General features: G+C 42.3%; 15 protein-coding genes, 3 rRNA genes and 1 pseudogene. 4 read left to right on the top strand and 15 right to left on the bottom strand.

The window, feature by feature from the left end; genetic code table 11:
* Positions 1-276 precede the first annotated feature (276 nt).
* Together ACVPPQ_RS06235 and ACVPPQ_RS06230 are read right to left on the bottom strand one after the other, a co-directional pair.
* The gene (locus ACVPPQ_RS06235; protein ID WP_463493359.1) at positions 277-744 is read right to left on the bottom strand and encodes a threonine/serine exporter family protein; all 468 of its coding nucleotides are present in this window, start codon (positions 742-744) and stop codon (positions 277-279) included.
* Between the two features lie 18 nt (positions 745-762).
* Positions 763-1,521 carry a threonine/serine exporter family protein gene (locus ACVPPQ_RS06230; RefSeq protein WP_463493357.1) on the bottom strand — a complete coding sequence of 253 codons (759 nt, stop codon included), beginning with the start codon at positions 1,519-1,521 and terminating at the stop codon, positions 763-765.
* A gap of 233 nt (positions 1,522-1,754) precedes the next feature.
* Between ACVPPQ_RS06230 and ACVPPQ_RS06225 the strand changes: the two genes are divergently transcribed.
* A complete protein-coding gene (locus ACVPPQ_RS06225) occupies positions 1,755-2,942 on the top strand; it encodes a multidrug effflux MFS transporter (protein WP_463493355.1) in 1,188 nt (395 codons plus the stop codon).
* Positions 2,943-2,962: 20 nt separating this feature from the next.
* On the opposite strand, the gene trxA is transcribed toward ACVPPQ_RS06225, so the two are convergent.
* The 7 genes from trxA to ACVPPQ_RS06190 all read right to left on the bottom strand — a co-directional run bounded on the left by trxA (position 2,963) and on the right by ACVPPQ_RS06190 (position 12,588).
* A complete protein-coding gene (gene trxA / locus ACVPPQ_RS06220; protein WP_463493353.1) occupies positions 2,963-3,289 on the bottom strand; it encodes a thioredoxin in 327 nt (108 codons plus the stop codon).
* Positions 3,290-3,378: 89 nt separating this feature from the next.
* A 5S ribosomal RNA gene (rrf, locus tag ACVPPQ_RS06215) occupies positions 3,379-3,495 on the bottom strand.
* A gap of 92 nt (positions 3,496-3,587) precedes the next feature.
* A 23S ribosomal RNA gene (locus ACVPPQ_RS06210) occupies positions 3,588-6,506 on the bottom strand.
* A gap of 222 nt (positions 6,507-6,728) precedes the next feature.
* A 16S ribosomal RNA gene (locus ACVPPQ_RS06205) occupies positions 6,729-8,300 on the bottom strand.
* Together the 16S, 23S and 5S rRNA genes form the textbook arrangement of a ribosomal RNA operon.
* 469 nt (positions 8,301-8,769) lie before the next feature.
* The gene (locus tag ACVPPQ_RS06200) at positions 8,770-10,374 is read right to left on the bottom strand and encodes a bifunctional aspartate transaminase/aspartate 4-decarboxylase (protein WP_463493351.1); all 1,605 of its coding nucleotides are present in this window, start codon (positions 10,372-10,374) and stop codon (positions 8,770-8,772) included.
* Between the two features lie 79 nt (positions 10,375-10,453).
* Positions 10,454-11,998: an ABC-F family ATP-binding cassette domain-containing protein gene (locus tag ACVPPQ_RS06195; protein WP_463493349.1), complete on the bottom strand. Its 1,545-nt coding sequence runs from the start codon at positions 11,996-11,998 to the stop codon at positions 10,454-10,456.
* Between the two features lie 308 nt (positions 11,999-12,306).
* Positions 12,307-12,588: a hypothetical protein gene (locus ACVPPQ_RS06190; RefSeq protein WP_463493348.1), complete on the bottom strand. Its 282-nt coding sequence runs from the start codon at positions 12,586-12,588 to the stop codon at positions 12,307-12,309.
* Positions 12,589-12,928: 340 nt separating this feature from the next.
* On the opposite strand from ACVPPQ_RS06190, the gene ACVPPQ_RS06185 reads away from it, so the two are divergent.
* Entirely contained in the window at positions 12,929-14,038 is a 1,110-nt protein-coding gene (locus ACVPPQ_RS06185; RefSeq protein ID WP_463493346.1) for an SLC13 family permease, read from the top strand.
* 586 nt (positions 14,039-14,624) lie between these two features.
* A pseudogene (locus ACVPPQ_RS06180) lies at positions 14,625-14,909 on the top strand (hydrolase); the annotation flags it as partial.
* A 194-nt stretch (positions 14,910-15,103) separates the two neighbouring features.
* Here ACVPPQ_RS06180 and ACVPPQ_RS06175 read toward each other — a convergent pair.
* The 6 genes from ACVPPQ_RS06175 to ACVPPQ_RS06150 form a co-directional block, all read right to left on the bottom strand.
* On the bottom strand, positions 15,104-16,282 hold the full coding sequence (locus ACVPPQ_RS06175; RefSeq protein ID WP_463493344.1) for a GNAT family N-acetyltransferase: 1,179 nt from the start codon (positions 16,280-16,282) through the stop codon (positions 15,104-15,106).
* 676 nt (positions 16,283-16,958) lie between these two features.
* On the bottom strand, positions 16,959-17,963 hold the full coding sequence (locus ACVPPQ_RS06170) for a nucleoid-associated protein (RefSeq protein ID WP_463493342.1): 1,005 nt from the start codon (positions 17,961-17,963) through the stop codon (positions 16,959-16,961).
* Between the two features lie 149 nt (positions 17,964-18,112).
* Positions 18,113-19,030, bottom strand: coding sequence for a class A sortase (locus ACVPPQ_RS06165; RefSeq protein ID WP_463493340.1), 918 nt, complete (start codon positions 19,028-19,030; stop codon positions 18,113-18,115).
* 146 nt (positions 19,031-19,176) lie between these two features.
* Complete coding sequence (locus ACVPPQ_RS06160) at positions 19,177-22,536, bottom strand: VaFE repeat-containing surface-anchored protein (RefSeq protein ID WP_463493338.1); 3,360 nt, start codon at positions 22,534-22,536, stop codon at positions 19,177-19,179.
* Positions 22,537-22,764: 228 nt separating this feature from the next.
* Positions 22,765-24,429 (bottom strand): DUF6792 domain-containing protein, encoded by a 1,665-nt coding sequence (locus tag ACVPPQ_RS06155; RefSeq protein WP_463493336.1) that lies wholly within the window; start codon positions 24,427-24,429, stop codon positions 22,765-22,767.
* 75 nt (positions 24,430-24,504) lie between these two features.
* On the bottom strand, positions 24,505-25,335 hold the full coding sequence (locus ACVPPQ_RS06150) for an AraC family transcriptional regulator (RefSeq protein WP_025082656.1): 831 nt from the start codon (positions 25,333-25,335) through the stop codon (positions 24,505-24,507).
* 142 nt (positions 25,336-25,477) lie between these two features.
* Between ACVPPQ_RS06150 and ACVPPQ_RS06145 the strand changes: the two genes are divergently transcribed.
* Complete coding sequence (locus ACVPPQ_RS06145; RefSeq protein WP_035438844.1) at positions 25,478-26,944, top strand: amino acid permease; 1,467 nt, start codon at positions 25,478-25,480, stop codon at positions 26,942-26,944.
* Positions 26,945-26,946: the final 2 nt, after the last annotated feature.

Genomic DNA, 26,946 nt, shown 5'->3' with positions numbered 1-26,946 from the left:
TTCATCTACTCTTATCTTATCAAATTAACGTCATTTTAGGACACAAAAAAAGACCTTTCCTGACGGAAAGATCTTTCTCGACAGTATTCCGAAGAATAAACACCTTGTGCTCCACAACACAGCGGGCGAAAACACCTTGCATACGGCAATTGATTAAATGAATAATCGTGGTGTCCTGTATCTTTGGGTCTCCTAGCTGCTTTCGCAGAATAGTTGCCTACCGAGACTTACTCGACTCATCGCATGAATTTATTATAGCATATTAAATATTACTTTTCAATGCCTAGTGACCCTTTTAGGAATTATTGACCATTTACGGGTTAAATCAGATAGAATTTGTGCCAACATAAACCCAACGGCAATCGCACCGGCTACCAGAACCACCGTCACACTCAATGAAACAGCTTGATCATAATTTCCCAACACTAGATTACGAATCGCACGATACGCCGTTCCACCTGGGACTAATGGCACTAGTCCAGGAATATTAAAGATAATAACCGGCATTTTTTTATATCGGGCTAACAGACTCCCACAAATACCAACCGCCATCGCGCCTAATAAATTGCCCAACACCCGACCACTACCTAGATTAAATAATACCCAATAAACCTGCCAACCAACCATGCCAGCAATCCCACACCAAGCTAAGGCGCGGCGGGGTAAATTAATACAGATTCCAAACGCAACGGTTGAGGCATAGCTAAAAGCTGCTTGTATAATAAATTGCATCCAATATGGCATATTAAACCTCCACTTTTCCTATATGACAAATCTAAAAAGCAATGCGATCCCGGTTCCAATCGCAAATGCGCTTAACACAGCTTCCAAACCGCGAACCATCCCAGATAACAAATGGCCCACTAGCATATCCCGAATCGAATTGGTAATCGCTACTCCTGGGACCAACGGCATAACAGCGCCAATAATAATATTATCTAAATCAACACCTAGATGATATTTCGTTAATAAATAAGCCGTGACACCGATACTAAAGGACCCCAGAAATTCACCAATAAACCGGATACTGGTCAATCGATTAACTTCGGAAAAGACCGCGTAACCAATTGCACCAACTACGGCGGCCGGTATTAAATCTAGCCAATCATACTCACCCGAAAAAACAATCATCAAAAAGGCGGAGACCACAGCGGCTGCCAATATTTGCATCCAGATTGGAAAATAAGCTGTATGCTGATCGATTCGTTTCAATCGCGATGATAATTGATCCAAAGTAATTTCTTTAGCCGCAAACCGCCGTGACGCCGTATTGACGTTTTCGACCTTTTCGAGGTTAATCGTTCGAACCGAAACTGATTCCAACTGAACGTAAGGTTGGTTTTCAATACCGATAAATAAACCAGTTGGCGTTGTAAACACGACACTTTTTTGAATACCAGCATTATAGGCAATCCGATTCATCGTATCTTCAACTCGATACATTTCGGAACCACTTTCTATCATGATTCGACCGGCTATTAAACAGGTCTCTAAAATTTTATTTTTCTGTGCAATTTTCATAAAAAACCCCGCTCAAAGAATTCTTTCAATGTCTTTATCATAACTTGTTTACTCTAAAATAGAAACCATATTGTATAGATTAAATAATAGAAAATTTTGCATCTAGAAGCGGTTTATGCTAATGTAATTAAGAAGCAACATTTATAGCGCTCATTCGAATACGTACTGCGACAGCTACGTGATTAACGGGCTATTTTTTTGCACTTTTTTTCAGTTTATTGAGGAGGCTACACATGCAATTTTCAAAAGCCAAAACCATCTGGCTATCTATTCTACTCGGTTCCCTAAGCGCCTTTGGACCCCTACTAGTTGATATGTATTTACCTGCGTTTCCTATCTTACAGTCTGATTTTCAGACATCGGCTTCCATGGTCCAGCTTAGTCTGACCATGTGCCTGGCTGGTTTAGCAATCGGGCCCATTTTTATTGGTGCCTGGAGCGATCGCGTTGGTCGCCGTCAACCTTTATTGATTGGCATGACCTTAGCCTTGGCCGCGTGCCTATTGTCACTACTAACCCACAACATCTGGGTATTTTTCTTACTTCGGTTTATTCAAGGAATTGCGAGCTCAGCTGGTCAAGTTGTGACACGGGCGGTTGCGAAAGACCTCTTCAGTGGTCGCCAGCTTACTAAATTCATTGCATTGCTGATGGCCATCAACGGTATTTTCCCAATCATCTCGCCATTAATCGGAAGTACCTTGCTTAATTATATGTCGTGGCGTGGCATTTTTGGTTTTATCAGCGTCGTCGGTGCTTTACTACTACTTGGATTAATATTCGGTTTTAAGGAAACCCACGTTGTCTCTGCTGAAGCACAAGCCGATATAAGTTTTAAGACCAACGTTAAAACCATTTTTAAGGATCATGTCTTCATCTATCTCGTATTAATTCAAGGTTTGGTTTACGGTGCTATGTTCTGTTATATTTCGGGCTCTAGTTTCATGTTACAAAATGTCTTTAGCCTTTCAAAAGCGAGCTTTAGCATCATCTATGCCGTCAACGGTGCCGGAATTATCCTTATGGCGGAACTATCCGCCATCTTAATTCGGCGCTTTACCGAATTACAACAGCTGAAATTTGGTTTGCTCGGCGGATTACTTGGCAGTCTGTTTGTCCTATTAAGCCAAATTGGTCCTGACAAGCTTTGGTTAGCTTTAATCGGTTTGTTCCTAGTTGTGTCGACGCTCGGTCTAATCAACGCGGTTGTCACATCACTAGCGCTACAACGACAAGGTCAGCACGCCGGAATTGCTTCTTCGGTTTTAGGACTGGGGATGTACTTCTTCGGGATTTTCTTATCCCCTTTGGTCGGAATTCTCGGCAGTCACACTTATGCACCGCTAGCCATTCTAATTTTTGGTTGTGAAATTGCTGCCTTAGTGCTCTATCATCGTGTTCATCAATTATCGAACCACTAAAAAAATCGTAGAAGTTGAATTTAGTCAACTTCTGCGATTTTTTTTAATAGAAAGTTTTTTAGTTTGGCCTTTGGAAAAGCCCCGGTAACTTTTTCCGTTGCCTTGCCATTTTTGAAGATTAACAGCGTTGGGACAGATTGAATACCGTATTCTTCGGCTAGTTTAGGCTCTTTTTCAACATCCACCAATCCCAATTTGAACGGCTCCTGCAGCTCAGTATACAATTCTGTGATCATCGGAGTCATAATCTTACAAGGGCTACACCAATCCGCCCAGAAGTCTAAAATGACCAATGGTTCGTCTTGTACAAAGTTATCAATGTTTTGCTGCGTGATTGCCTGTATCATGTTCGGCACACTCCTCTCTCAATTATAGATTGCTACTATTCTAATTCCACAAAAAAAGGTCAAACCTTTCGGTTCAACCTTTTTGCTTTGCGTGGCAACGTCCTATCCTCGCAGGTAGTTTCCCACCAACTACTATCGGCGCTAAGAAGCTTAACTTCTGTGTTCGACATGGGAACAGGTGTATCCTTCTTGCTATCGCCACCACACTATTTGTGCTATTCGCACTGAGAAGAACTTCGTTCTCTCAAAACTGCATAATAAGTAATATCATTTTTTAAAAGCCCAAAACATTGCACCTTTGGTTAAGTCCTCGACCGATTAGTACTAGTCCGCTCCATACATCGCTGTACTTCCACTCCTAGCCTATCTACCTGATCATCTTTCAGGGGTCTTACTTCCATAAAGGAATGGGAAATCTCATCTCGAGGGGGGCTTCACACTTAGATGCTTTCAGCGTTTATCCCTTCCATACATAGCTACCCAGCGATGCTCCTGGCGGAACAACTGGTACACCAGAGGTATGTCCATCCCGGTCCTCTCGTACTAAGGACAGCTCCTCTCAAATTTCCTGCGCCCGCGACGGATAGGGACCGAACTGTCTCACGACGTTCTGAACCCAGCTCGCGTACCGCTTTAATGGGCGAACAGCCCAACCCTTGGGACCGACTACAGCCCCAGGATGCGATGAGCCGACATCGAGGTGCCAAACCTCCCCGTCGATGTGGACTCTTGGGGGAGATAAGCCTGTTATCCCCAGGGTAGCTTTTATCCGTTGAGCGATGGCCCTTCCATACGGAACCACCGGATCACTAAGTCCGACTTTCGTCCCTGCTCGATTTGTCAATCTCACAGTCAAGCTCTCTTATACCTTTACACTCTACGAATGATTTCCAACCATTCTGAGAGAACCTTTGAGCGCCTCCGTTACACTTTAGGAGGCGACCGCCCCAGTCAAACTGCCCACCTGACACTGTCTCCCGTCACGCTAAGTGACGCGGGTTAGAGTGGTCATACAGTTGGGGTAGTATCCCACCAACGCCTCCATCGAAACTAGCGTTCCGATCTCTACGGCTCCTACCTATCCTGTACAAACTATACAAACACTCAATATCAAGCTACAGTAAAGCTCCATGGGGTCTTTCCGTCCTGTCGCGGGTAACCCGCATCTTCACGGGTATTATAATTTCACCGAGTCTCTCGTTGAGACAGTGCCCAAATCATTACGCCTTTCGTGCGGGTCGGAACTTACCCGACAAGGAATTTCGCTACCTTAGGACCGTTATAGTTACGGCCGCCGTTTACTGGGGCTTCAATTCTGGGCTTCGCTTGCGCTAACTCATCCTCTTAACCTTCCAGCACCGGGCAGGCGTCAGCCCCTATACGTCATCTTACGATTTTGCAGAGACCTGTGTTTTTGATAAACAGTTGTTTGGGCCTATTCACTGCGGCTGACCTGACGGTCAGCACCCCTTCTCCCGAAGTTACGGGGTCATTTTGCCGAGTTCCTTAACGAGAGTTCACTCGCTCACCTTAGGATATTCTCCTCGACCACCTGTGTCGGTTTACGGTACGGGTAGTTTATTTCTCACTAGAAGCTTTTCTCGGCAGTGTAACATCAGGAACTTCGCTACTTAATTTCGCTCCCCATCACAACTTGTCCTTATAGAATCAAGCATTTCACTCAACTCAAGACTCGTTGCTTGGACACACATTTCCAGTCGTGTGCTTTCCTTAGCTTCCTGCGTCCCTCCATCGTTCAAACAAAATAAACTAGTACAGGAATATCAACCTGTTGGCCATCGACTACGCCTCTCGGCCTCGCCTTAGGTCCCGACTAACCCTGGGAGGACGAGCCTTCCCCAGGAAACCTTAGTCATACGGTGGATCAGATTCTCACTGATCTTTCGCTACTCATGCCGGCATTCTCACTTCTAAGCGCTCCACTAGTCCTTACGATCTAGCTTCATTGCCCTTAGAACGCTCTCCTACCGCGGACACTTACGTGTCCACCCACAGTTTCGGTATTATGTTTAGCCCCGGTACATTTTCGGCGCAGCGGCACTCGACTAGTGAGCTATTACGCACTCTTTAAATGGTGGCTGCTTCTGAGCCAACATCCTAGTTGTCTGTGCACCGCCACATCCTTTTCCACTTAACATAAATTTTGGGACCTTAACTGGTGATCTGGGCTGTTTCCCTTTCGACTACGGATCTTATCACTCGCAGTCTGACTCCCGGAACTAAATCAATGGTATTCGGAGTTTATCTGAATTCAGTAACCCAAGACGGGCCCCTAGTCCAAACAGTGCTCTACCTCCATGATCCAATATTCCGAGGCTAGCCCTAAAGCTATTTCGGAGAGAACCAGCTATCTCCAAGTTCGTTTGGAATTTCACCGCTACCCACACCTCATCCCCGCCATTTTCAACTGACGTGGGTTCGGTCCTCCAGTGTGTTTTACCACACCTTCAACCTGGACATGGGTAGGTCACTTGGTTTCGGGTCTACATCTATATACTCACTCGCCCATTTCAGACTCGCTTTCGCTACGGCTCCAGCTTTTCACTTTAACCTCGCATATAAACGTAACTCGCCGGTTCATTCTACAAAAGGCACGCCATCACTCATTAACGAGCTTTGACTAATTGTAGGCACACGGTTTCAGGATCTATTTCACTCCCCTTCCGGGGTGCTTTTCACCTTTCCCTCACGGTACTTGTTCACTATCGGTCACTAGGGAGTATTTAGCCTTGGGAGATGGTCCTCCCGGATTCCGACGGAATTTCACGTGTTCCGCCGTACTCAGGATCCAGAACGGAGGTTAAGTTGTTTAATCTACGTGGTTATCACACTCTTTGACTCAGCTTCCCAGCTGATTCGATTACAACTTAACTTGGTAACTCCAATGTTCTGTCCTACAACCCCAAGAAGCAAGCTTCTTGGTTTGGGCTTTTCCCCGTTCGCTCGCCGCTACTTAGGGAATCGATTTTTCTTTCTCTTCCTGCAGGTACTTAGATGTTTCAGTTCCCCGCGTCTACCTTCATTAAGCTATGTATTCACTTAATGATAATACCCGACTAAAGGTATTGGGTTCCCCCATTCGGAAATCTCCGGATCAAAGCTTACTTACAGCTCCCCGAAGCATATCGGTGTTAGTACCGTCCTTCATCGGCTCCTAGTGCCAAGGCATCCACCGTGCGCCCTTTATAACTTAACCTATCTTTACCTACGGTAAAGGGTTATTATTTGAGTTTAGCGATATGAACTAATTCATACTTCTATTAAAAAACTCTTTAAAACGCAATGTTTTTCTCGGCTTTTAAATCTAATATTACTTATTATCCAGTTTTCAAAGAACAAAGTTTGAGAGTAGACCTCTCAAAACTAAACAAAGTTTCGACGCTAACAAATGTACAAGGTTTTCCGTATTATTCCTTAGAAAGGAGGTGATCCAGCCGCAGGTTCTCCTACGGCTACCTTGTTACGACTTCACCCTAATCATCTGTCCCACCTTAGACGGCTGGCTCCCGAAGGTTACCTCACCGGCTTTGGGTGTTACAAACTCTCATGGTGTGACGGGCGGTGTGTACAAGGCCCGGGAACGTATTCACCGCGGCATGCTGATCCGCGATTACTAGCGATTCCGGCTTCATGTAGGCGAGTTGCAGCCTACAATCCGAACTGAGAATGGTTTTAAGAGATTAGCTTAACCTCGCGGTTTTGCGACTCGTTGTACCATCCATTGTAGCACGTGTGTAGCCCAGGTCATAAGGGGCATGATGATTTGACGTCGTCCCCACCTTCCTCCGGTTTGTCACCGGCAGTCTCACTAGAGTGCCCAACTAAATGCTGGCAACTAGTAATAAGGGTTGCGCTCGTTGCGGGACTTAACCCAACATCTCACGACACGAGCTGACGACAACCATGCACCACCTGTCATTCTGTCCCCGAAGGGAACGTCTTATCTCTAAGATTTTCAGAAGATGTCAAGACCTGGTAAGGTTCTTCGCGTTGCTTCGAATTAAACCACATGCTCCACCGCTTGTGCGGGCCCCCGTCAATTCCTTTGAGTTTCAATCTTGCGATCGTACTCCCCAGGCGGAGTGCTTAATGCGTTAGCTGCGGCACTGAAGGGCGGAAACCCTCCAACACCTAGCACTCATCGTTTACGGCATGGACTACCAGGGTATCTAATCCTGTTTGCTACCCATGCTTTCGAGCCTCAGCGTCAGTTACAGACCAGACAGCCGCCTTCGCCACTGGTGTTCTTCCATATATCTACGCATTTCACCGCTACACATGGAGTTCCACTGTCCTCTTCTGCACTCAAGTTTCCCAGTTTCCGATGCACTTCTTCGGTTGAGCCGAAGGCTTTCACATCAGACTTAAAAAACCGCCTGCGCTCGCTTTACGCCCAATAAATCCGGACAACGCTTGCCACCTACGTATTACCGCGGCTGCTGGCACGTAGTTAGCCGTGGCTTTCTGGTTGGATACCGTCACTACCTGATCAGTTACTATCAGATACATTCTTCTCCAACAACAGAGTTTTACGATCCGAAAACCTTCTTCACTCACGCGGCGTTGCTCCATCAGACTTTCGTCCATTGTGGAAGATTCCCTACTGCTGCCTCCCGTAGGAGTCTGGGCCGTGTCTCAGTCCCAGTGTGGCCGATTACCCTCTCAGGTCGGCTATGCATCACAGTCTTGGTGGGCCTTTACCTCACCAACTAACTAATGCACCGCGGGTCCATCCTAAAGTGATAGCCGAAACCATCTTTCAACCTTGCACCATGCGGTGCTAGGTTTTATGCGGTATTAGCATCTGTTTCCAAATGTTATCCCCCACTTTAGGGCAGGTTACCCACGTGTTACTCACCCGTCCGCCACTCACTCAAATGAGCTTCAATCAGAAGCAAGCTTCTTCAATCAGTTCCAGAGTGCGTTCGACTTGCATGTATTAGGCACGCCGCCAGCGTTCGTCCTGAGCCAGGATCAAACTCTCAATTAAAAGTTTGTAGCTCTTGTTTTTGTTACTTAATTTATTTGCTAGCGAATTGACTTCGCAAATATGTTGTGCCCCGAAGGGCGACCCTACACATTTGATTTGTCGAAACTTTGTTCAGTTTTCAAAGATCTACATTTGCGTTTACCGCTTTTTAATTATATCACATAATCAATCGGCTGTCAAACACTTTTTAAAATTGTTTTTGTTGTTTAGAAGTTAAAACTTATAACGCCTTAAGCAACATATAATATATTATCACGCTTTCGATTTAATAACAAGTGTTTTTTTGAAAAAAATTTATTTCATCTTCGGCGCCGTTGGATTTCAACAGCGCCTCGCGAGACAACTTTTATATCTTACCAACCTAAACGCCCCGGGTCAAGCTTTTTTTAATAAAAGATGATTATTATTCTAAAATACTAAAAAACGCCCGATCCAATTATTAGGACCAGGCATCGCTATAATGATTTGATTAAGCTTTCGTTTGGAGATATTCAGTATAGTAGCTTGCTAGTAAATCGGAAATGCGGCCACCGACTATTTCATAATCTTTAATCGGTCGGTTGGCTAGTGAGATTCGTAAGTAGCCCACATCAGTGCCCATCCCAGCACCGTCCATCACGACCACACCATAGTCAGCCGCTAAGCGCCATTCAAATTCTAGATGATGACAATTCAGTTCTAAGTATGCTCGGAATTTTTTAGTGTACTTCTCTTCCGCTAACTTATAGATACTAAAAACCGTATAGTATTCTGCATTTTCATCAGAAGTCTGAGTCACTAATCCTAACGATTCCCAAAACGCCTTATAACGGCCACTAACAATTTTCTTAGAAGCTTGCACGTATGGATCCGCTTGGCCTTCATAAACTAAGTTTGTCAGACTAAACAACGTCATCGCAATTTGTTGCGGTGTTGATAATCCCGCAGCGTGGTACAATCCAATATTTCGACTATCCGCTACCGTTCGATCAATAAAACTCATTTCATGTGGTTTATTGGTCACGTATGAATACCGTTTACGGAAAGCTTCTTTAATCACCGGATTTTCGGCGGTCATCTGCGCAATCAATTCATCAAAAAGATTGTCTTCATGCATCGCGATTAGCCCGATTCGTTGCCCCGTTGCACCGTACAATTTCGAGAACGAATAAACGAGTAACGTATTATGCGGTACAACTGAATAGATGGTTTTAAAATTATCGACGAAAGTGCCGTACACATCATCCGTGATAATCACTAATTTAGGATTAGCCGCCACCACTTCCTTCAGCTTCTCTAAGGCGTGATCACTAAACGCTCGTGAAGTTGGGTTCGTTGGATTAACGACGAAAAACGCCTTCACGTTCGGGTCTTTCAATTCTTCAAACTTCTGATCAACTAATTGCCAGTCGTCGGATTCGTCAGAACTAACATCAAATTCTTGTAACTTAAACTCATTGAGTTCAGGAATCTGTAGATAAGGGGTAAAAATTGGCGTATTAATCGCAATTGTATCACCAGCCTCTAAAATATGGCTGACTTTAAGTTCATTAAATAGATAAACCATGGCGGCCGTCCCACCTTCAGTTGGGAAAACTTGTGTTTTATCGGCTAAATGACAACCACGATATAAATTAACCTCTAAATAACGATTCAAAATTTTTTCAACGTTCACCAAACTCCGTGAGGGTTCTGGATAATGATTCCCAATCACGCCATCAACCCATTCAAAAACGAGTTCGTCTTGGTTGAGTTGCATCGTATCTCGTGTATAGCGCAAAGCTTGTTTCAAGAATGTATCAACAGAGTCTTCAGCATCTAAGAATTGTTCAAACCGCTCAGCGATTCCAGTTTTTTCGACATATCCCGCCAAATTACCCTGATCTAAACTGATTGTCTGTAACGATTCTTGCATCCCAAATTCAACAATTCGATTAGATGCTAACCGCGCCTGGGTGTTTATCCAATTCGGATTGCCCCGACCGACATTAATCGCCCGCAAGTCCCGACTGTTCGTTAAAGCATACTTATAAAACAAAGCCGCTATTTCAAAGTTCGACATCTGTGTTAATTTCGTTACGTCAATTTTATCCATTATTTCCCCACCATTTGGTTAATTATCAATATCTTAACACTTGTCAAACATCGATACATTATATATTAAAAATAAATCATTAAGCTTTAATCAAGGATTCAATATCGAGAACCTTATCAATCCAATCGCCCTGATAGAAGTCTTCTTCATGGGTCACGAGTAAGACGCCACCCTCAAATTCTTGAATCGCTTTACGCAATGCTTGCTTGGTATCGTCATCCAAATGATTGGTTGGTTCATCTAATAGAAGGAAGTTGCTCGACGTTAATAATAATTCGGCTATTTTGACCTTCGATTGTTCGCCACCACTCAACTGTTTTAACGGTTTCATCGCCTCTTCAGCCGTCAGACCCGTCCGCGATAAAACTTGCCGTAGTTCCTTTTGTTTCTGTTCTGGATATTCTGCTTGTAAATATTGCAAAGGGGTCGCTAAATTATTCGGCCATTTCAAATCCTGTTTGAAATAACCAAACTTAACGGTACTGGCGATTTCAAAATCACCCGCGATTGCTGGTATTTGATTAAGAATCGTCTTCAGTAACGTCGATTTACCAATCCCGTTAAACCCTTTGAGCACGACTTTTTGATCGCGACCAATTGAAAAATTCAACGCTGGCAATAGCGCTTGTTCATACCCAATCTCTAAATCATTGGTGGTTAATAAAATCTGACTCGCTGTTGCGTGATAGGGAAATCTAAAGTTAGCCTTGACCCGGTTGCTAGGCGGGGTCAATATCTCCAAATGGGCCAATTGCTTCTCACGACTCTTGGCAATGGTTGAACGTGAACCCGCTTTGTATTTCCGAATATACGCTTTGGTCTTTTCAATCTTCTTTTGTTGGTTTTCATAAGCCTTCATATAACTGGCCTGATTGTCGGCTTTTTGACGGAAGGCTTGTTGGAGCGTCCCCGTGTATTTCGTAATTTTGCCAAATTCAATGTCGGCAATACAAGTCGTGACCCGTTCCAAAAAATCATAATCATGGGAAATGACGATAAACGCCCCCTCAAAACTATTCAGATAATCGCTCAACCAATCAATATGGTTGGTATCTAAATAATTGGTCGGTTCATCGAGCAATAACATATCAGGTTCTTCTAATAGTAGCTTCGCTAAAATAATCTTCGACCGCTGTCCACCACTAAGCGCCGCAACATCATGATCCATCCCTAGCGCATCAATCCCTAAGCCGGTTGCAACTTGCATCACGCGCGTCTCAATTTCATAGAAATTCTTGGCTTCTAATAACTCTTGAATAACACCGGCTTTAATTAAGAGTTCGTCATCATAATTCTCAGCATAATCAGCGTAATACTGACTCATTTGAGTTTCTTTAGCATATAACTCATCAAAAGCGGTCTTCATGAATTCAAAAATCGTTAGTCCCGGCGCTAATTTAGCGTACTGGTCTAAATAACCGATTTTGAGATGCTTTTGCCACGTCACCCGACCCTCATCCGGTAAAATCGCACCAGTCAAGATATTGATTAAGGTACTCTTACCAACGCCGTTTTGACCGGTAATCCCCATGTGTTCCCCTTTATTAACTTGGAAACCGGCCTCATCATAAAGTTGCTTGTCCAAAAATTGTTGACTTAAGTTTTCAACTTTTAAAATACTCATTTTCATGCCTACTTTCTTTCACAAATAAAAAAACAGGGTCAGCATCAAGCTGCCCCTGTTTCGATTACAACACTGAATTAATCCATCTATAGCAGACCATCACGAAATAAACGCTGATTTAAGCGTTAATTAAACGTAATCCTACTATAGATGACTTTCAATATTTCGATTAGGCTCTGCACGATGCGTCATCTTCAAATGTACAGAGCGAAGTTTCATAATCAGTGGACGTTCAATCGTCATTGTAACCGACACCTTTCAATTCGTTAAAATTATCCTAACACATTTCCGATAACGGTGCAAAAAGCCTAGTGAATCCGTGATCGGAGTTTGGCCAGTAATTGTGCCCGTTTATACCGTGGAATAATCAATCGTAATTCACCACGAATAATTGGGTATTCTTTCGCATTGCCATGCATTAAATCGGCTAAGTCACGGCTCGTTAAGCCTTGATTTGCGACTTCGATTTTAATCATCTCAGCTAAATACGTACTATAGAAGGCATTGTATCCCAGATAAAGACCGGCTAGCACACTTAAGAAAAAGGCTAACCAAAACGCCATGTGTAAAACCGTATTTAAAATTAACATCAAACAAATAATCGATAATAACGCTGCGCCGATTCCTAAAACAACTGTTTTCTGGAAGCATCTTTCATCACAATCACCTACATTTCATCTATTCTTAGCTTACTTCAATTATACTAAGAATTGACCTAAAGTGCATTTAACACGCCTTCAATCTTTACAATTACGCGTTCAAGGGACAATTTATCAGCACAAATTGTCAACGGCCTTTACTAGCAGTTCGTTTTCACGATTGTAAATGTTATGTATATATTGTAAATTTTTCTGTTTTTATCCGGCTAAACAGTCTAAAATTAATTTAGTGCTTTTTTAATCTTATAGATAAAAGGATAACTTAAATTACATGAAAAAAATTGCTTTGAACGTTCGAGACTTTTTCTTAGACGATAAGATTCTATTGGCTGCCACGATTTCTGCAATCGTTACTTCATTTTTCAACCGGCCGCATCTTAGTTACGTCAACTTCCACGTGATAGTCAGTGTTTTTTGTATTATGACCTTAGTTCAAGTTTATCAACGGTTACATGTGCTTGATTTCTTCGCTCGTGAGCTGATTATCAAAAGCCATTCAAAACGGGCACTGATGCAGATGCTGTTAGCCCTCACTTTTGTTGGCGCGATGTTTTTAACCAACGACATGACCGTTTTAACCTTCGTGCCCTTATTTATCTTAATCGCACGTCAGCTAGAATTCTCACCCATTTTACCCGTCACTCTGATTACAATTTCGGCCAACCTCGGCTCTTCATTAACGCCATTCGGTAGTCCGCATAATATTTTCTTAGTCTCATTCTATAAATTAACGATTCGCCACTTCCTCGAATATTCAATTCCCGTTTTAATCGTCAGTATCATCTTATTAACAGCTACGACGTTCCTATTTCCGAAAGAACCGATTAAACTCCACGGTCTACACCCCGTCGAAGTCGAGAAAGGCCCGCTCTGGTATTTCATTCCGTTAACGGTAGTCGTTTTCCTAGCGGTCTTTTCACTAATCCCCTTATGGATCACACCTATTCTGGTGATTATTGCAATCATGGTCTTTGATCCTAAGCTGTTCAAAACAGTTGATTATGGTTTATTACTGACCTTCTTCTGTTTCTTCATCGCCGTTGGGAACTTAAGTCACATCCCACAAATTGCAACGTTCATGCGTTCGATTGTCGGCACTGCTAAACAAACGTATCTAACCGGTTTAATCAGTTGTCAATTAATTGCCAACGTGCCAACCGAGATTCTGTTATCAAGCTTCACCAACCACGCCCACGCCATGTTCTTAGCCATCAACATTGGTGGTGTCGGCACGATGTTCGCTTCACTCGCCAACTTAATTGCTTTCAAGCGATTCAAGAAAGGTTGGGGCAAGGATATTGGTAAATTCCTACTCGTCTTTACCGGTATGAACTTCCTATTCTTAATCATTCTAGGGACATTTGGTTATTTTCTCATCTAATTCTCAAAGTCGTCAACTTCATTCAATCGAAGTTGACGGCTTTTTTAGTTGGTTTTCCTAAAAATGAATGATAACGTTCTAAACACGATAGTGGCAGTCCTAGTGGTAATGGTTATCGGCTTTAATTAACATAATTTATTTTACAGTTTGATGACTAACATGACAGAATACCCCATTTCTGTAAAGAAACTGCTATTTAATTGACATGCTGGCTTGCTATACTCATCTAGTTCCAAATATTATCTAGGAGTGTCCACTTATTATTAAAAATCGAATTTTATTACTTGCCGGCCTAACGACTGCGGCTATCGCATTAATTGCTATCATTCTTTTCAGTCCATTCGCCTTATTCCAACCCAGTCAGGCTTCAGCACAACCGATTCAACCCGTCCAAAAATTCATCTCAACCCAAGCGATTAAAGAAGCTTGCGGTCCGCAAGAAACCCCACAACCAGTGAAAACCGTTACCCCTAAAAAGGTCGACTGTCCGATTAAACCCGACTTTAGTTCAGCAGAAGCAACTGAACCAACGCCAGCACCGGTTGTTCAACCGACTACCCCACAGCCAGCACCGCAACCCACTTTGATTGATAAAGGGACTTTTAAGTTAACCTTTTATGATCCCGCCGTCTTAGGCGCAACCGATATGCCCGGTGGAATGTATTCTGGCGTTGCCGCTCACTTAGGCGTGATTCCACGCGGTTCTAAAATTAAAATTACATTGTCAACCGGTGAAGTTTGGTATCGGACCGTTAATGATACCGGCTCGTTCGCCGCTTCGAATTCACAACAATTAGACGTTGCAATGGCCAGTAGCGATATTCCATCAGCCGGTGTACTCACCGCTGACGTCCAAATCATTGCCAGCTAAAATCAAATCAAATTAAAAAGGTCCGTTCACTCCCCATATTGAGGAATGAACGGACCTTTTTTGAATGGATCTGAAACGCGCTTCTCGAGTAGTCTTTTCCGGTTAACAACAAAACTAGCATCATGATTAAAATACAAATCACAATGCTAGTTCTTGCGTTAATCCTCAAAGCCTGAACAACTCGAATCAGCGCTCTAGAAATAGTCCCACAGCATTGGTTTTTCGTGGCTAATTGCTTGGTCCAATTGTTGAATAGCGGTTGGTTGGCCTTCAATTTGACCGTATTGCGCTAAGCTCGTTAATGACCGATAACCCATTAACGCCTTGGTTAGGTTTTGAATCGTTACGGTGATGTCAGCCGTACCCGTTGCCAGTTTAGTAATCGTTGGTTGACTCTCGTGTAGACTAATTTGCCATAACCCACTATTAATCGGTAAAAAGTCATCCGTCACGTCAATGGTAACAGTCGCTAATTCAGCCGTTTGATAAGGATAACGCGCCAAGAAATCAGCTAAATCTACAATTCTCGCCATCATATACGGTACGACGGTCGTCTTTAACACCGTTGGATCTGGGAGCAAGTCAGCTAACCCAGTCGTTAAACTACTTTCATAGCGAATTGTTGTATAAGCCGATTGATGTTTAAAAATGAAATTGACCAGTTGTTGCTGACTCGCAACCGTCGACGTCATCAATTCTTCAATGACTAAAATCGAACCCTCACGGTTGTAAGTGACGTACCCACTAACTTGACCGGCTTGATTCGTATAGACAGCGACTTCGTAGTCAGGATGTCGCAACAGTTGATATTGACGCCACCAATCAGCTCGTTGCACCCCACCAACTTGATTCAAGGGGTGTGCTTCATGAAAATCCGCAATTAAATCACTGGCATCTGCCAACGAATACCGAGTAACTTGACCTAGACTTTTCGGGAACTTCAATCGTGGTAAATCCTGGGTTTGAATTTCAAAATGCGTTTGATCAAAAACCTGTTCATAACCAAATCGGCGGTAAAAGCCATACGAGAATGGCGCTAAGTAGGATAAGGTCACCCCATCTTGGCGCATCCGGTCGAACGCTAAGGTCATTAAAGCCGATATCCCACCCTGTCCTGAAAATTCAGGATAACTCGCCACATAACCAATCCCGCTCATTTTAAAAGTCTGACCGTTAAAATTAACGTTAAACGGTGTCGCTAACAACATACTCTTCAAAGCATCATCGGCAAAAATACCAAAACCGTTACTATTTTGATATAACTGTTTAAAAAATTCCCAGCGTTGTTGACTATCTGGTTTATTAAAGGCGTATTGGGCTAGTTCATAGAATGCCGCTTCATCACTAGCCGTTAAACTGCGTTTCTCAATCATCTCATTGCCTCCTATGCAGATTCTCTTTTAACTATAAGTGAGATTTGCTTAGGTTGCAAGCGCTGTCTATCAATTCAAAAATACTGTATAAATCTTATAATGCCTTTTAAGCAAAACTACACGCGAATGCCGTTCACTATCAAACTGACCCCAACAAGCATTGATAAAATGATGCTATTTATTTTTATCTTTCCTTTTAAAAAAAATAATCCAACTATAGATAGCAACAATCGCTGAAATTATTAAAGGTTGCAAGCAATACAATAAAACATTCCAGCCCGAATAGCTTTTATAGCCTACAAAATACATCAATAATATTATTGAAATTAGCGTTCCAGCAATTGGTACCGAATATCTATAATAGGTCGACATTTTTTGAATGTGCTTCACTTTAATTCACCTCAATTTAGTATTTAATTTTATCGTTTTCAGAATCATCAATCATGGTGATAGCCTGAACCATAATTGGACTTCTTAGTTTAATCTTCAAAGCCTGACCAACTCGAGTCAACGCTCTATTTTGAAACGCGCTTCCAAATCAACTTCTTCCGTCTAGCTACGAACAGCAAATCATGACCATAAATCGGTCATAATCTGCTGCTCTAGGCTATACTCAGAAGTTAACCAAGTTTGTCAGCGCTCTTATATTTGAAACGCGCTTCTCGAGTCAGCGCTCTTATAATCTACTAATCACTTCTTCGACGTTTTTAATGGTGACTGACATCGTACCATCGGGGTTATTGATGAATTCGAAGAGGTCTGGGTTTTGATAGACTTCAATTGGCACGATTAACTCGATGCCGTTCGATAATTTCAACTTCTGTTTACCGTATTTTTTGACCGCAATTTCTTGAACTGCTGGTGAAACCGGGACACTAACGGCCGGTGCTTTGTCTATCATCTCGGCTTTAAGTTCGGTTTGGGCCGAAACATTATTTTTAAAGATTTTTTCTGCAACTACCGCCGTATCTAATTCACCATCGGCTTCAATTGTTGCGTAAATCGCTTCCTTAACGTTAGCGACAACATCGTGTTTGGCGACTTCGAAGCGTTTACCAATTTTTTCAGCGGCCTTTTTAACGACCCGGACATTTTCTTCCAATGAAGGAGCGGGTTCTACCTCTAACAACTGTTGGGATAAGTAAAATTGCTTCTCACCCGAGAATAAGTATTGCTTCTCAATCAACTCAAATTGGCGACTCGCTAAATTAATCGCAAAGCCTTCATCCGCCTTTTGGGTTTTGCTAGACAGGATTGATTGGTGAATAATTAGCTGATTGACCAACTGGCCAGATTCAGCATCGACATAGTGGGTATAAGCTTGGTGGTAATTCACTTTTAAAAAGGCCAAATAAGGTTGCGCATCCTGTTCATACAAGACGACAAAAATGTCAGCACTCGGTGCGTCATCGCTCATTTGATAAATCGCGTACCACTTTTCAACTAATTGTTGGCTGACATTGATAAAGTCCGTTTCAAGCGGGGCAATCAATTGTAACAGACTAGCCTCTTCCTTGATGATCCCCGTTTTACTTTGAGCAGAGGATAATTTCTTAACCTTGTTCGTCAGATAATCCCGCGTGATGTCGCTGGTTAAATCCAATGTTTGTTGCGAAAACACCGGACTGCCGACATCCCGATCAACCACCTGTAAGATTGCTTGTTTTAAATAAATATCCATCACTAGAAGCCTCACGTTCTATAAACTTTTGTTTTATTAATCCTACCATAGTTTCATCAAAAAACGTTGTCCACATGTTGTGAACAACGTCTGTTTAATTTATTCAATCCCAAAAGCGAGTCGATAACTAATTGTCCCTAAACCGTTTGTTAGTTCAATTTATTTTTGATTTTAATCAACCCAATCAGAATAATCAAATACCCGATTGCTAACAGATAGGGAATCTCGTGCGCAACGGCAAAAATCTGCACCGTCTTGTCGCGCACCGTCTTCTGAATCGATTTAGGTTGGCTAAATTGTTCAACAACTTCGGATTGTGGCTGAGATGCCTGATTTTTTTTGGCAGTCGTTTGAGTCTCAGTTTGTGTGGCTTTCTGAGTCACGCTAACTAACCCCAACCCTCTTTTTATAGCGGTTGTCGCCTGCTTTGCGGGATATTTTTTAACAAATTCACCTTGCACCACCATTCGATTGGGGGTATTTAAGGCGCCTTCGCATCTAAATAACGTTATTTTAGCTGATTCCCCTTGAACTGGTTCTTGCAACAATTCACCGTTCACTTGATTTTCGATTTTATGAATACTGACTCGGTATTCATAGACGTTGACAAAATCAGTCGCATAAATCATATCTGAAACTTTAGCCTGATTTAACTGTGCCAGCGGACCACCGCCTTGCACCAGATTATGCGCCAACACCACATAATTATCACGACCTAATTGCTGGTTTTTTCGATAGGTCCCCACGGCAACGATTAAATTATCATTAGCCATCCCCGCCAATATTTTGGTCTGAACAGCTGCGGTTGGGATATATAATGCACCGATTCCACTTTGATTAACCAAGGTTCGATAATCAAGCTGAGCCTTGGCGTATTCGGTCGTCGTCACAGGTTTAATCTGAGCAGCATCGTAGTTAGCGGTTTGCTTAGTCTGAATCTGTTGACTCGTTTGTTCTGATTCAATCGGATGTTGTAATGTTCCAGTATTGTTACCAGATCTAATTAAATTCTGATAGCCGAAAAAAATTAGCGTTAATCCTAACAGACCCACTATTAACCAAATCACCGGTAATCGTTTTATTATTTTTTTCATATAACGACCTTAATTTCTGTCTAAATTAAAGCGACCCACAATCCTAATTGGGGATTATGGGTCGCTTTGTTGGATACTCATTTGATAACTGAATGCTCAACAGCTACCCCAAATAATGATTAATGGTTACTCGTCCGTTTCTTATCAACAAGATAGTACCATAAACCTGCTGATAACGCACCTAATAAGATAATCCAAGTCATGATTGATCCCACTGTTCCCGAAGTTTGTGGATAACTTGGTGTCTTCGGTGGATTTGGCGTATTTGGTGTGTTCGGTACGTTTGGTACATTCGGTTTTCTAACGGTAATTGTTTGCGCTGTATCATTAATATCTTCATGCACCGCAACTTCTTTACCATTTTGCGTTAATTTTTCAAACGCTACAAGCGTTTTACCCGCTAACGCACTGGCATCAAATGTGAATATCACGTTGACCGTTCCGTCAGCTTTAGTTGGCGTAAAGGTTGTTGAACCCGTCACTTCTTTACCATTAATTAGCAATGGTTTGTTAGTGGCTTTATCCATCAGAACACCACTAACCGTGTATTTTTTACCCGGTGTTAAATCCGTGTATTTAACGGCATCATTGATGGTGACTTTTTGATCTGGATTGATAACTTTGTCGCCATCGGCTTTATCCGTTGCCGTCGTGCCAATCTTCGGATTATTAATCGTGACCGTTTGGCCTTCATCGTTAATATCTTCATGGACCGCAACTTCTTTACCTGCTTGAGTCGCTTTTTCGTAAACAACGACTGTTTTACCTTTTAACGCGCTCGCGTTAAAGGTGAATTCGACGTTAACCGTGCCAGTTGCTGCAGTTGGCGTGAAGGTTGTTGAACCCGTTACCTCTTTACCGTCCGCTAACAACGGTTTGTTAGTGGCTTTATCCATTAAAACACCGCTAACTTTATATTCTTTACCCGGTGTTAACCCAGTATATTTAACGGCATCGTTAATCGTTGTTTTAGCTTCTGGATCAACGATTTTGTCGCCATCGGCTTTATCCGTTGCCGTCGTGCCAATCTTCGGATTATTAATCGTGACCGTCTGGCCTTCATCATTAATATCTTCGTGGACCGCAACTTCTTTACCATTTTGCGTTAATTTTTCAAATGCAACGACTGTTTTACCTTTTAGCACACTTGCATTAAAGGTAAATGTCACATTAACCGTACCGTCAGCTTTGGTTGGGGTGAAAGTTGTTGAACCCGTTACTTCCTTACCGTCGGCTAACAACGGTTTGTTAGTGGCTTTATCCATTAAAACACCACTAACCGTGTATTCCTTACCCGGTGTTAAATCCGTGTATTTAACGGCGTCATTAATCGTTGTTTTAGCTTCTGGGTCAACGATTTTGTCGCCATCGGCTTTATCCGTTGCGGTTGTCCCAATCTTCGGATTATTAATCGTGACCGTTTGGCCTTCATCATTAATATCTTCGTGGACCGCAACTTCTTTACCATTTTGAGTCGCTTTTTCGTAAACAACGACTGTTTTACCTTTTAGCGCACTTGCGTTGAAAGTAAATGTCACATTAACCGTACCGTCAGCTTTGGTTGGGGTGAAAGTTGTTGAACCTGTCACTTCCTTACCGTCGGCTAGCAATGGTTTGTTAGTGGCTTTATCCATTAAAACACCGCTAACTTTATATTCTTTACCAGGTGTTAAATCCGTGTATTTAACGGCGTCATTAATCGTTATTTTAGCGTCTGGATCAACGATTTTGTCGCCATCGGCTTTATCCGTTGCGGTTGTGCCAATCTTCGGATTATTAATCGTGACCGTTTGGCCTTCATCGTTAATATCTTCGTGGACCGCAACTTCCTTACCATTTTGAGTCGCTTTTTCGTAAACAACGACTGTTTTACCTTTTAACGCACTTGCGTTGAAGGTAAATTCGACGTTAACTGTGCCGTCAGCTTTGGTTGGGGTAAAGGTTGTTGAACCCGTTACTTCCTTACCATTATCTAACAAGGGTTTATTAGTGGCTTTGTCCATTAAAACACCGCTAACTTTATATTCTTTACCAGGTGTTAACCCAGTATATTTAACGGCATCGTTGATCGTTGTTTTAGTGTCTGGATCAACTAATTTGTCACCATCGGCTTTATCCGTTGCCGTTGTCCCAATGTTTGGATTATTAATCGTGACCGTTTGGCCTTCATCATTAATATCTTCGTGGCTGGCGACTTCTTTACCAGCTTGTAATGCTTTTTCGAAAACAACGACTGTTTTGCCTTTTAACGCACTTGCGTTGAAGGTAAATTCGACGTTGACCGTCCCAGCGGCAGCCGTTGGGGTAAAGGTTGTTGATCCCGTCACTTCTTTACCATTATCTAACAAGGGTTTATTAGTGGCTTTATCCATTAATGTTCCGTTAACGGTGTATTCTTTACCAGGAATTAAATTGGTATATTTAACAGCATCATTAATCGTCACTTTTTGATCAGCATCTACCGTTTTGTCACCGTCTGCTTTATCAGTGGCAGTTGTCCCAATTTCTGGGGTAACCGTTGACCACTTCATATCAGATTGAGCTGTTTCGTCATCACTGATATATTCATCCCCAACTACTAATGCTTGTTGTTGATTAGCAGCTGGCCGATCGTATTTCATAAATGAGAATGACGTTGTGCCACCCTTAGCCACGATTTCAATAGCATCGCTTGGCGTTGTGTTAGGCACCGTAATCGTAAATTGATCACCAACATTCACCTTAACGCCTTTAGTTGCACTAATATCGGTAGTCCCCGTTGGCGAAATAATCTTAGCGCCTTCGATGTTTTTATTCAATGTAACTGTTGCATTACCGGCTAAATCATGTGGGGCCGTTAATGTATATTTTTGACTATAAACACCGTTAGCATCCGTCACTGAACCGACTTTAGCTAATTGAATTGATAAATCTTCCTTAACCCAATTCGTTAAATTAGCAACACCCGCTGCTAATTGTGGATTGGTAATTGAAAATTGTTTCATATCCCAAGTAGGGACAATCATGTGCACCATCCATTGGGTCGTGGTAAAGGCATCAACATTGCTTAAGGTTGTGACCCCTTGGCCTTTATACACTTGTGTGCCATTTTCAACATAACCTAATTTTAACAAATTGCTTAATTCTTTTTTCTGAGTAGCTGTCAAATCATCCAACGGTTGTGATGCACCGTTCGGACTTGCTTGATTAAAGTTTAGACAATACGCAATCATATTATCCGTCATATTCTTGAATTTCTGTCCATTCCATGGGGTACCTTGGGAATCTTCGGCAAACCCCGTAATAATCCCAGCATTATCAACATGTAGATATGAACCACCTAATTCAATACCATCATTCCAAGAGCCATTACTGGCACCAATTGGCTGAAAAGTTTTGCTTCCACTCGGAACACTTTGTGCAAAAGCGGAAACTGGGCTGATAAAAACTTGTAATAGTACTACTAGCACGCCTAGTAGCCGACCAATTTTCTTCAACATGATAAATCTCCTCCCATAATATAAAACGCTTTCTGCGACATGAAAAATATATAATGTTTCCCCCTAATTAATTGCATTCATTAATAAAGCACGCAATTAATTATTACACCCCTATATTAACAGATACTGATGCATAAATAAACTCTTTTATGGCATTAACTTTTTAGACAACAAAAAACAGTTTTAATCTGAATCATCTCTCATGATTCGGACCAAAACTGCCAATCTTTATTTAAAATACCTTGCACCACTAATCGTGTGACAATAAATCACCGTTTCAACCATCTCGTTGTTAACACTACTTAAGAACGGCCATTCACCTTTTAAAACTTCTAGCGCTGTCCGTGGTTTCGATAATTCTTTCTCGAAATGCGCTTGGACTGCGACCGGTGAATCGTTAAAAATATGGGCATCACAGAGATAGCGGGCAAAATCGTTAAAGATCGCCTTAGCTTCCGGTGTTTTAATCGCGTTGTAAGCATCCCGTAACGCCTGCACCCCATAAGTGAGTAGCCCTGCCAACATAATCGAACCGTTGCGATTCTCAACCCGTTTCAAATGATGAATTAGATTCCCCCAGAATTGACTGTAGAACGCCAAATCAGTTGGGTCCAAATACGGTGTGATATCCGCGATAAACGGGTAATCCCAGTTTTTAGTGGTTAAATATCGCGCCGTGCCGATGTAGAAAGTGTACGGAAAGCCAAAATAAATCCGGGTTAAATCTTTAACGAACCAGTCATTCTGAATCTCATCAAACGCTCCAACTAACTGGCGCATCTCTTGAGCAATTGCTGGGCTTTGTGTATCAGCTTTCGTCAATTCGAATAGTTGCCGCCAAGTCGGTTCATCGAATAAATCGGGGCGATAATGTTTAATCTGTTTTAACTGAATTGGCGCGGCATTCAACGTGTAGCCCGCATCGAACGAATGATCCAATAGTTGTAAGGTTTGCACAAAATGGCCGCCCAATGAATGGCCCAACGCATAAATTTTAGTTGCCGGATCAATCTTAGCCATCCGCCGAACCAGATACCGCGTAAAACGGCGAGCTAGTTGTAACTGTTCGTCGTTATGTGGATGACCAATCAACATCGCATCAATATTATATTTCCAATCCTGATAATTCTCGCGAACATAGGTATCAAATCGTTGCCGAAATGACGGGACTTGTGGATTTTCCATACTGCCTTCAGTCCCTTTATACGAGATAAAGCATTGCCCTTGCCCATTTAAAATAAAGCGATAAGCCACCGCTGAAAAACCGACCGCTTCCGCATTCGGCAATACCGTTCGCGCATTATAAAAAACAATTCCGTCCACAGTCTGTTGCGTATAGCGGTAGATTAAAAATATCACGTAACGTTTTAATTCATCTTCCGTAAAATAAACATCTAAATAATTAAGCATCATTAAATCTAATTTAAATGGCCGACTCGCCATTAATTCAGTCACTGGGGCGACACGTGGATTAAACGCCTTTTTAAACGCAAGCGGCGCCTGTTGTAATAAATAGGCCAAAATTTGGTGCACCACGGCATTACTTTCATCTAATTTTTCATTTTGTAATGCCACCAATAAGGTTTGCAGTTGTTCACTTTGGGTCTGTGGTTCAGTAGCGTTAGCTGGCATCTCTTGATTGATAACCTTTAAGCGTTGGCTTTTCGCCCGAACGTAAACATCGCCGGTAATTTGGGGTAATAATTGCGCGCGTTGTTGGCGCAATTGTTGGTATTGAAATCGCAACCGGTTGTTCCGCTTTAATAAGACCGACTCTTGGGTTTGGTCGTTCATCAATGGCACGGCCAAATGCGCGCGAAATTGGAGCTTTCCGAGTTCGGCTAACGTTTCTTCATACCGCATCAACGTCTGAATCACTTGTTCAATTGCCATGCAAACACCCCCTGATTGATAGCCCTATTATAACCAAATTCCTTTAAAAATAGAAAAATATCGACCGTTCACCGCTTATTTTAAGACAAACTTATGTCGATATTGCAACGGTGACAGGCCCATATTGCTTTGGAAGAACTTCGTAAAATAAGACGATGAGGTAAAACCTGCTTCATAACTGACATCCGTCACAGAAAGTGAACTCTTCCGCAATAACGAACAAGCCTTTTGTAATTTTAAATTCTGAATATAGTGACTGGGCGTCGTTTGCTTGTATTTCTGAAATAATTTAAATAGATAGGAACGATCAATATTATGTTGTTGCGCAATCTTAGTCACCGTCAGGTTCTCAGCAAAATGTATTTTGATATATTTCGTGATAGTTAACAACAAATATTCATTGGCGTTCATACTGTTAATACTTGTTTCTCGTGTTTTTAAATAATCCAGCAACGCAAAGGTTTCGCCAACCGCACCAAACTGGTGCCCCTCTTTAAATTGGTTGTAACAATCTTCGAAAAACTGATTAAGCACTTCATCGTAACGTCCGGGAATGACAAATTGCTTCTCCGATAACTGACAACGTGCTAATAAATTTTGAACAGCCTGTCCAGATAACCCAATCCAGCGATAAGTCCACGGATTACTGGCTTTAGGGTAATATCGATTACCAAAATGGGCCGGAATCATAAATAAATCACCGGATTGAATGTGTTTTTCGGTCGTTCCCGTCAACGAAAAATAACCTTCACCGCTGACACAATAGTGCAATACCCAATAATCAATTGGCACGTATTCAACTGGTTTTGTCGGCCGACAGTGTTCAAAGCCCACTTCGTAAACGTGAAAATCCGGCATCAGCACTTGATTATTGACCAAAATATCCGCTTCTTCATTACTCAACATTCAGCACACTTCCTTAACCGTTTATGTAAACGGTATCACAATGGCAACATAATTACAAAAAACTGGCAACATTTCGTATGTCGTTTCCATGCTGAATCCCTTATATTAAGGTTATCAAATATAGTAATAGGAGTTGAATCGCATGGCCGAAACAAAGTCTCGTGAACGAATTGGTTCAGTTGCATTAATGCTGATGACATTTTCAGCAGTCTTTGCTTTTCCAAGCATTGTTAACAACAGTATTCAAATTGGTCTAGCAACCATCCCCGGATATATCTTCGGGACCGTCTTTTATTTTCTACCCTTCATTCTAATGATTGCTGAATTTGCATCCGCTAATTCACAAAAGGAATCAGGAGTACACAGTTGGCTCGAAAGCGTCCTCGGACCCAAATGGGCCTTTCTCGGAGCTTGGTCTTATTTCTTCGTTAATTTATTCTTCTTTTGTTCCTTATTACCGAACACCTTAATCTACGGTTCGTACGCATTCTTCGGACAAAACGTTTTTGAAGGCAATAATGGGACTAAGATTATCGCTATCATTTCAATTTTACTCTTCTGGGTGATGACTTGGGTTTGTATCAAAGGGGTGGCTTGGATTTCAACCATCACTAGTCTCGCCGGAAGTGCCCGTTTATTCATGGGCGTCATTTTCGTAGTGCTCGCCTTCGTCGTAGTCTTCATCTTTGGCAAGGCGCCTGCTCAAGAATTCTCAGCCGCAACCATTAAACCGAACCTCAATTGGACCTTCTTCATGACGATGGCTTGGATTTTACAAGCGGTCGGCGGTGGCGAAAGTATTGGGGTCTACATCAAAGATGTTAAAGGTGGCAATAAAACTTTCGTTAAAACAATGATTGGTGCGACTTTAATTGTCGGTTTGATGTACATTCTCGGTGCCATTGCCGTTGGTCTGATTGTCCCAACATCGGTCTTGAAAGGCAACTTCTCCAACGGGATTTTCGATATCTTCAATATCTTAGGCACGTATTTCCACATCCCCGCTTACATCATGTCGCGCTTAGTCGGTGTCATTCTCTTCTTAGGAAGCCTTGGTTCGTTAGCTTTATGGACGGCCGCACCCGTTAAAGTCTTTTTCTCAGAGATTCCGGAAGGGGTCTTTGGCAAATGGCTCGTTAAAACGAATGACGAAGGTAATCCGACCAACGCCTTATTCGTTCAAGGGATTATCGTCACAGTGCTCTTAATCATCCCCGCTCTCGGCATTGGTGATATGAACAGTTTCCTAGAAACCTTAATTAACATGACCGCATCAACTTCATTGTTGCCAGTTCTCTTCTTATTGATTGCTTACATTGGGTTACGACTCAAAAAAGACGATATGCCCCGTGATTTCAAGTTTGGTAACCGTACTTTCGGGATTGTGGCTGGCGTCATTTTACTAGCCGTTTTCGTCTTCGTCTTCTTCATGTCAACCGTTCCTGATCCACAATTAATCATGCAAGAATTGAATGGTCATTTACCAAAAGGGACAGCTAGTCCAATCGGTATGTTACTCTACAACGTTTTAGGCTTAGTCGTCTTCATGGGCTTTGCTTGGATTTTCTGGGCACGTTACGAAAAGAAAACTAAAAAGGTGGCTAAATAATT

It is taken from the genome of Latilactobacillus parafuchuensis, assembly GCF_055271665.1.
This window is presented reverse-complemented; position numbering and strand designations above follow the sequence as displayed.

Excerpts from the sequence above, each read along its gene's own strand:
- ACVPPQ_RS06235 (WP_463493359.1), bottom strand. The coding sequence starts at position 744 with ATGCCATATTGGATGCAATTTATTATACAAGCAGCTTTTAGCTATGCC.
- ACVPPQ_RS06230 (WP_463493357.1), bottom strand. The coding sequence starts at position 1,521 with ATGAAAATTGCACAGAAAAATAAAATTTTAGAGACCTGTTTAATAGCC.
- ACVPPQ_RS06225 (WP_463493355.1), top strand. The coding sequence starts at position 1,755 with ATGCAATTTTCAAAAGCCAAAACCATCTGGCTATCTATTCTACTCGGT.
- trxA (WP_463493353.1), bottom strand. The coding sequence starts at position 3,289 with ATGATACAGGCAATCACGCAGCAAAACATTGATAACTTTGTACAAGAC.
- ACVPPQ_RS06200 (WP_463493351.1), bottom strand. The coding sequence starts at position 10,374 with ATGGATAAAATTGACGTAACGAAATTAACACAGATGTCGAACTTTGAA.
- ACVPPQ_RS06195 (WP_463493349.1), bottom strand. The coding sequence starts at position 11,998 with ATGAGTATTTTAAAAGTTGAAAACTTAAGTCAACAATTTTTGGACAAG.
- ACVPPQ_RS06190 (WP_463493348.1), bottom strand. The coding sequence starts at position 12,588 with ATGTTAATTTTAAATACGGTTTTACACATGGCGTTTTGGTTAGCCTTT.
- ACVPPQ_RS06185 (WP_463493346.1), top strand. The coding sequence starts at position 12,929 with ATGAAAAAAATTGCTTTGAACGTTCGAGACTTTTTCTTAGACGATAAG.
- ACVPPQ_RS06175 (WP_463493344.1), bottom strand. The coding sequence starts at position 16,282 with ATGATTGAGAAACGCAGTTTAACGGCTAGTGATGAAGCGGCATTCTAT.
- ACVPPQ_RS06170 (WP_463493342.1), bottom strand. The coding sequence starts at position 17,963 with ATGGATATTTATTTAAAACAAGCAATCTTACAGGTGGTTGATCGGGAT.
- ACVPPQ_RS06160 (WP_463493338.1), bottom strand. The coding sequence starts at position 22,536 with ATGTTGAAGAAAATTGGTCGGCTACTAGGCGTGCTAGTAGTACTATTA.
- ACVPPQ_RS06155 (WP_463493336.1), bottom strand. The coding sequence starts at position 24,429 with ATGGCAATTGAACAAGTGATTCAGACGTTGATGCGGTATGAAGAAACG.
- ACVPPQ_RS06150 (WP_025082656.1), bottom strand. The coding sequence starts at position 25,335 with ATGTTGAGTAATGAAGAAGCGGATATTTTGGTCAATAATCAAGTGCTG.
- ACVPPQ_RS06145 (WP_035438844.1), top strand. The coding sequence starts at position 25,478 with ATGGCCGAAACAAAGTCTCGTGAACGAATTGGTTCAGTTGCATTAATG.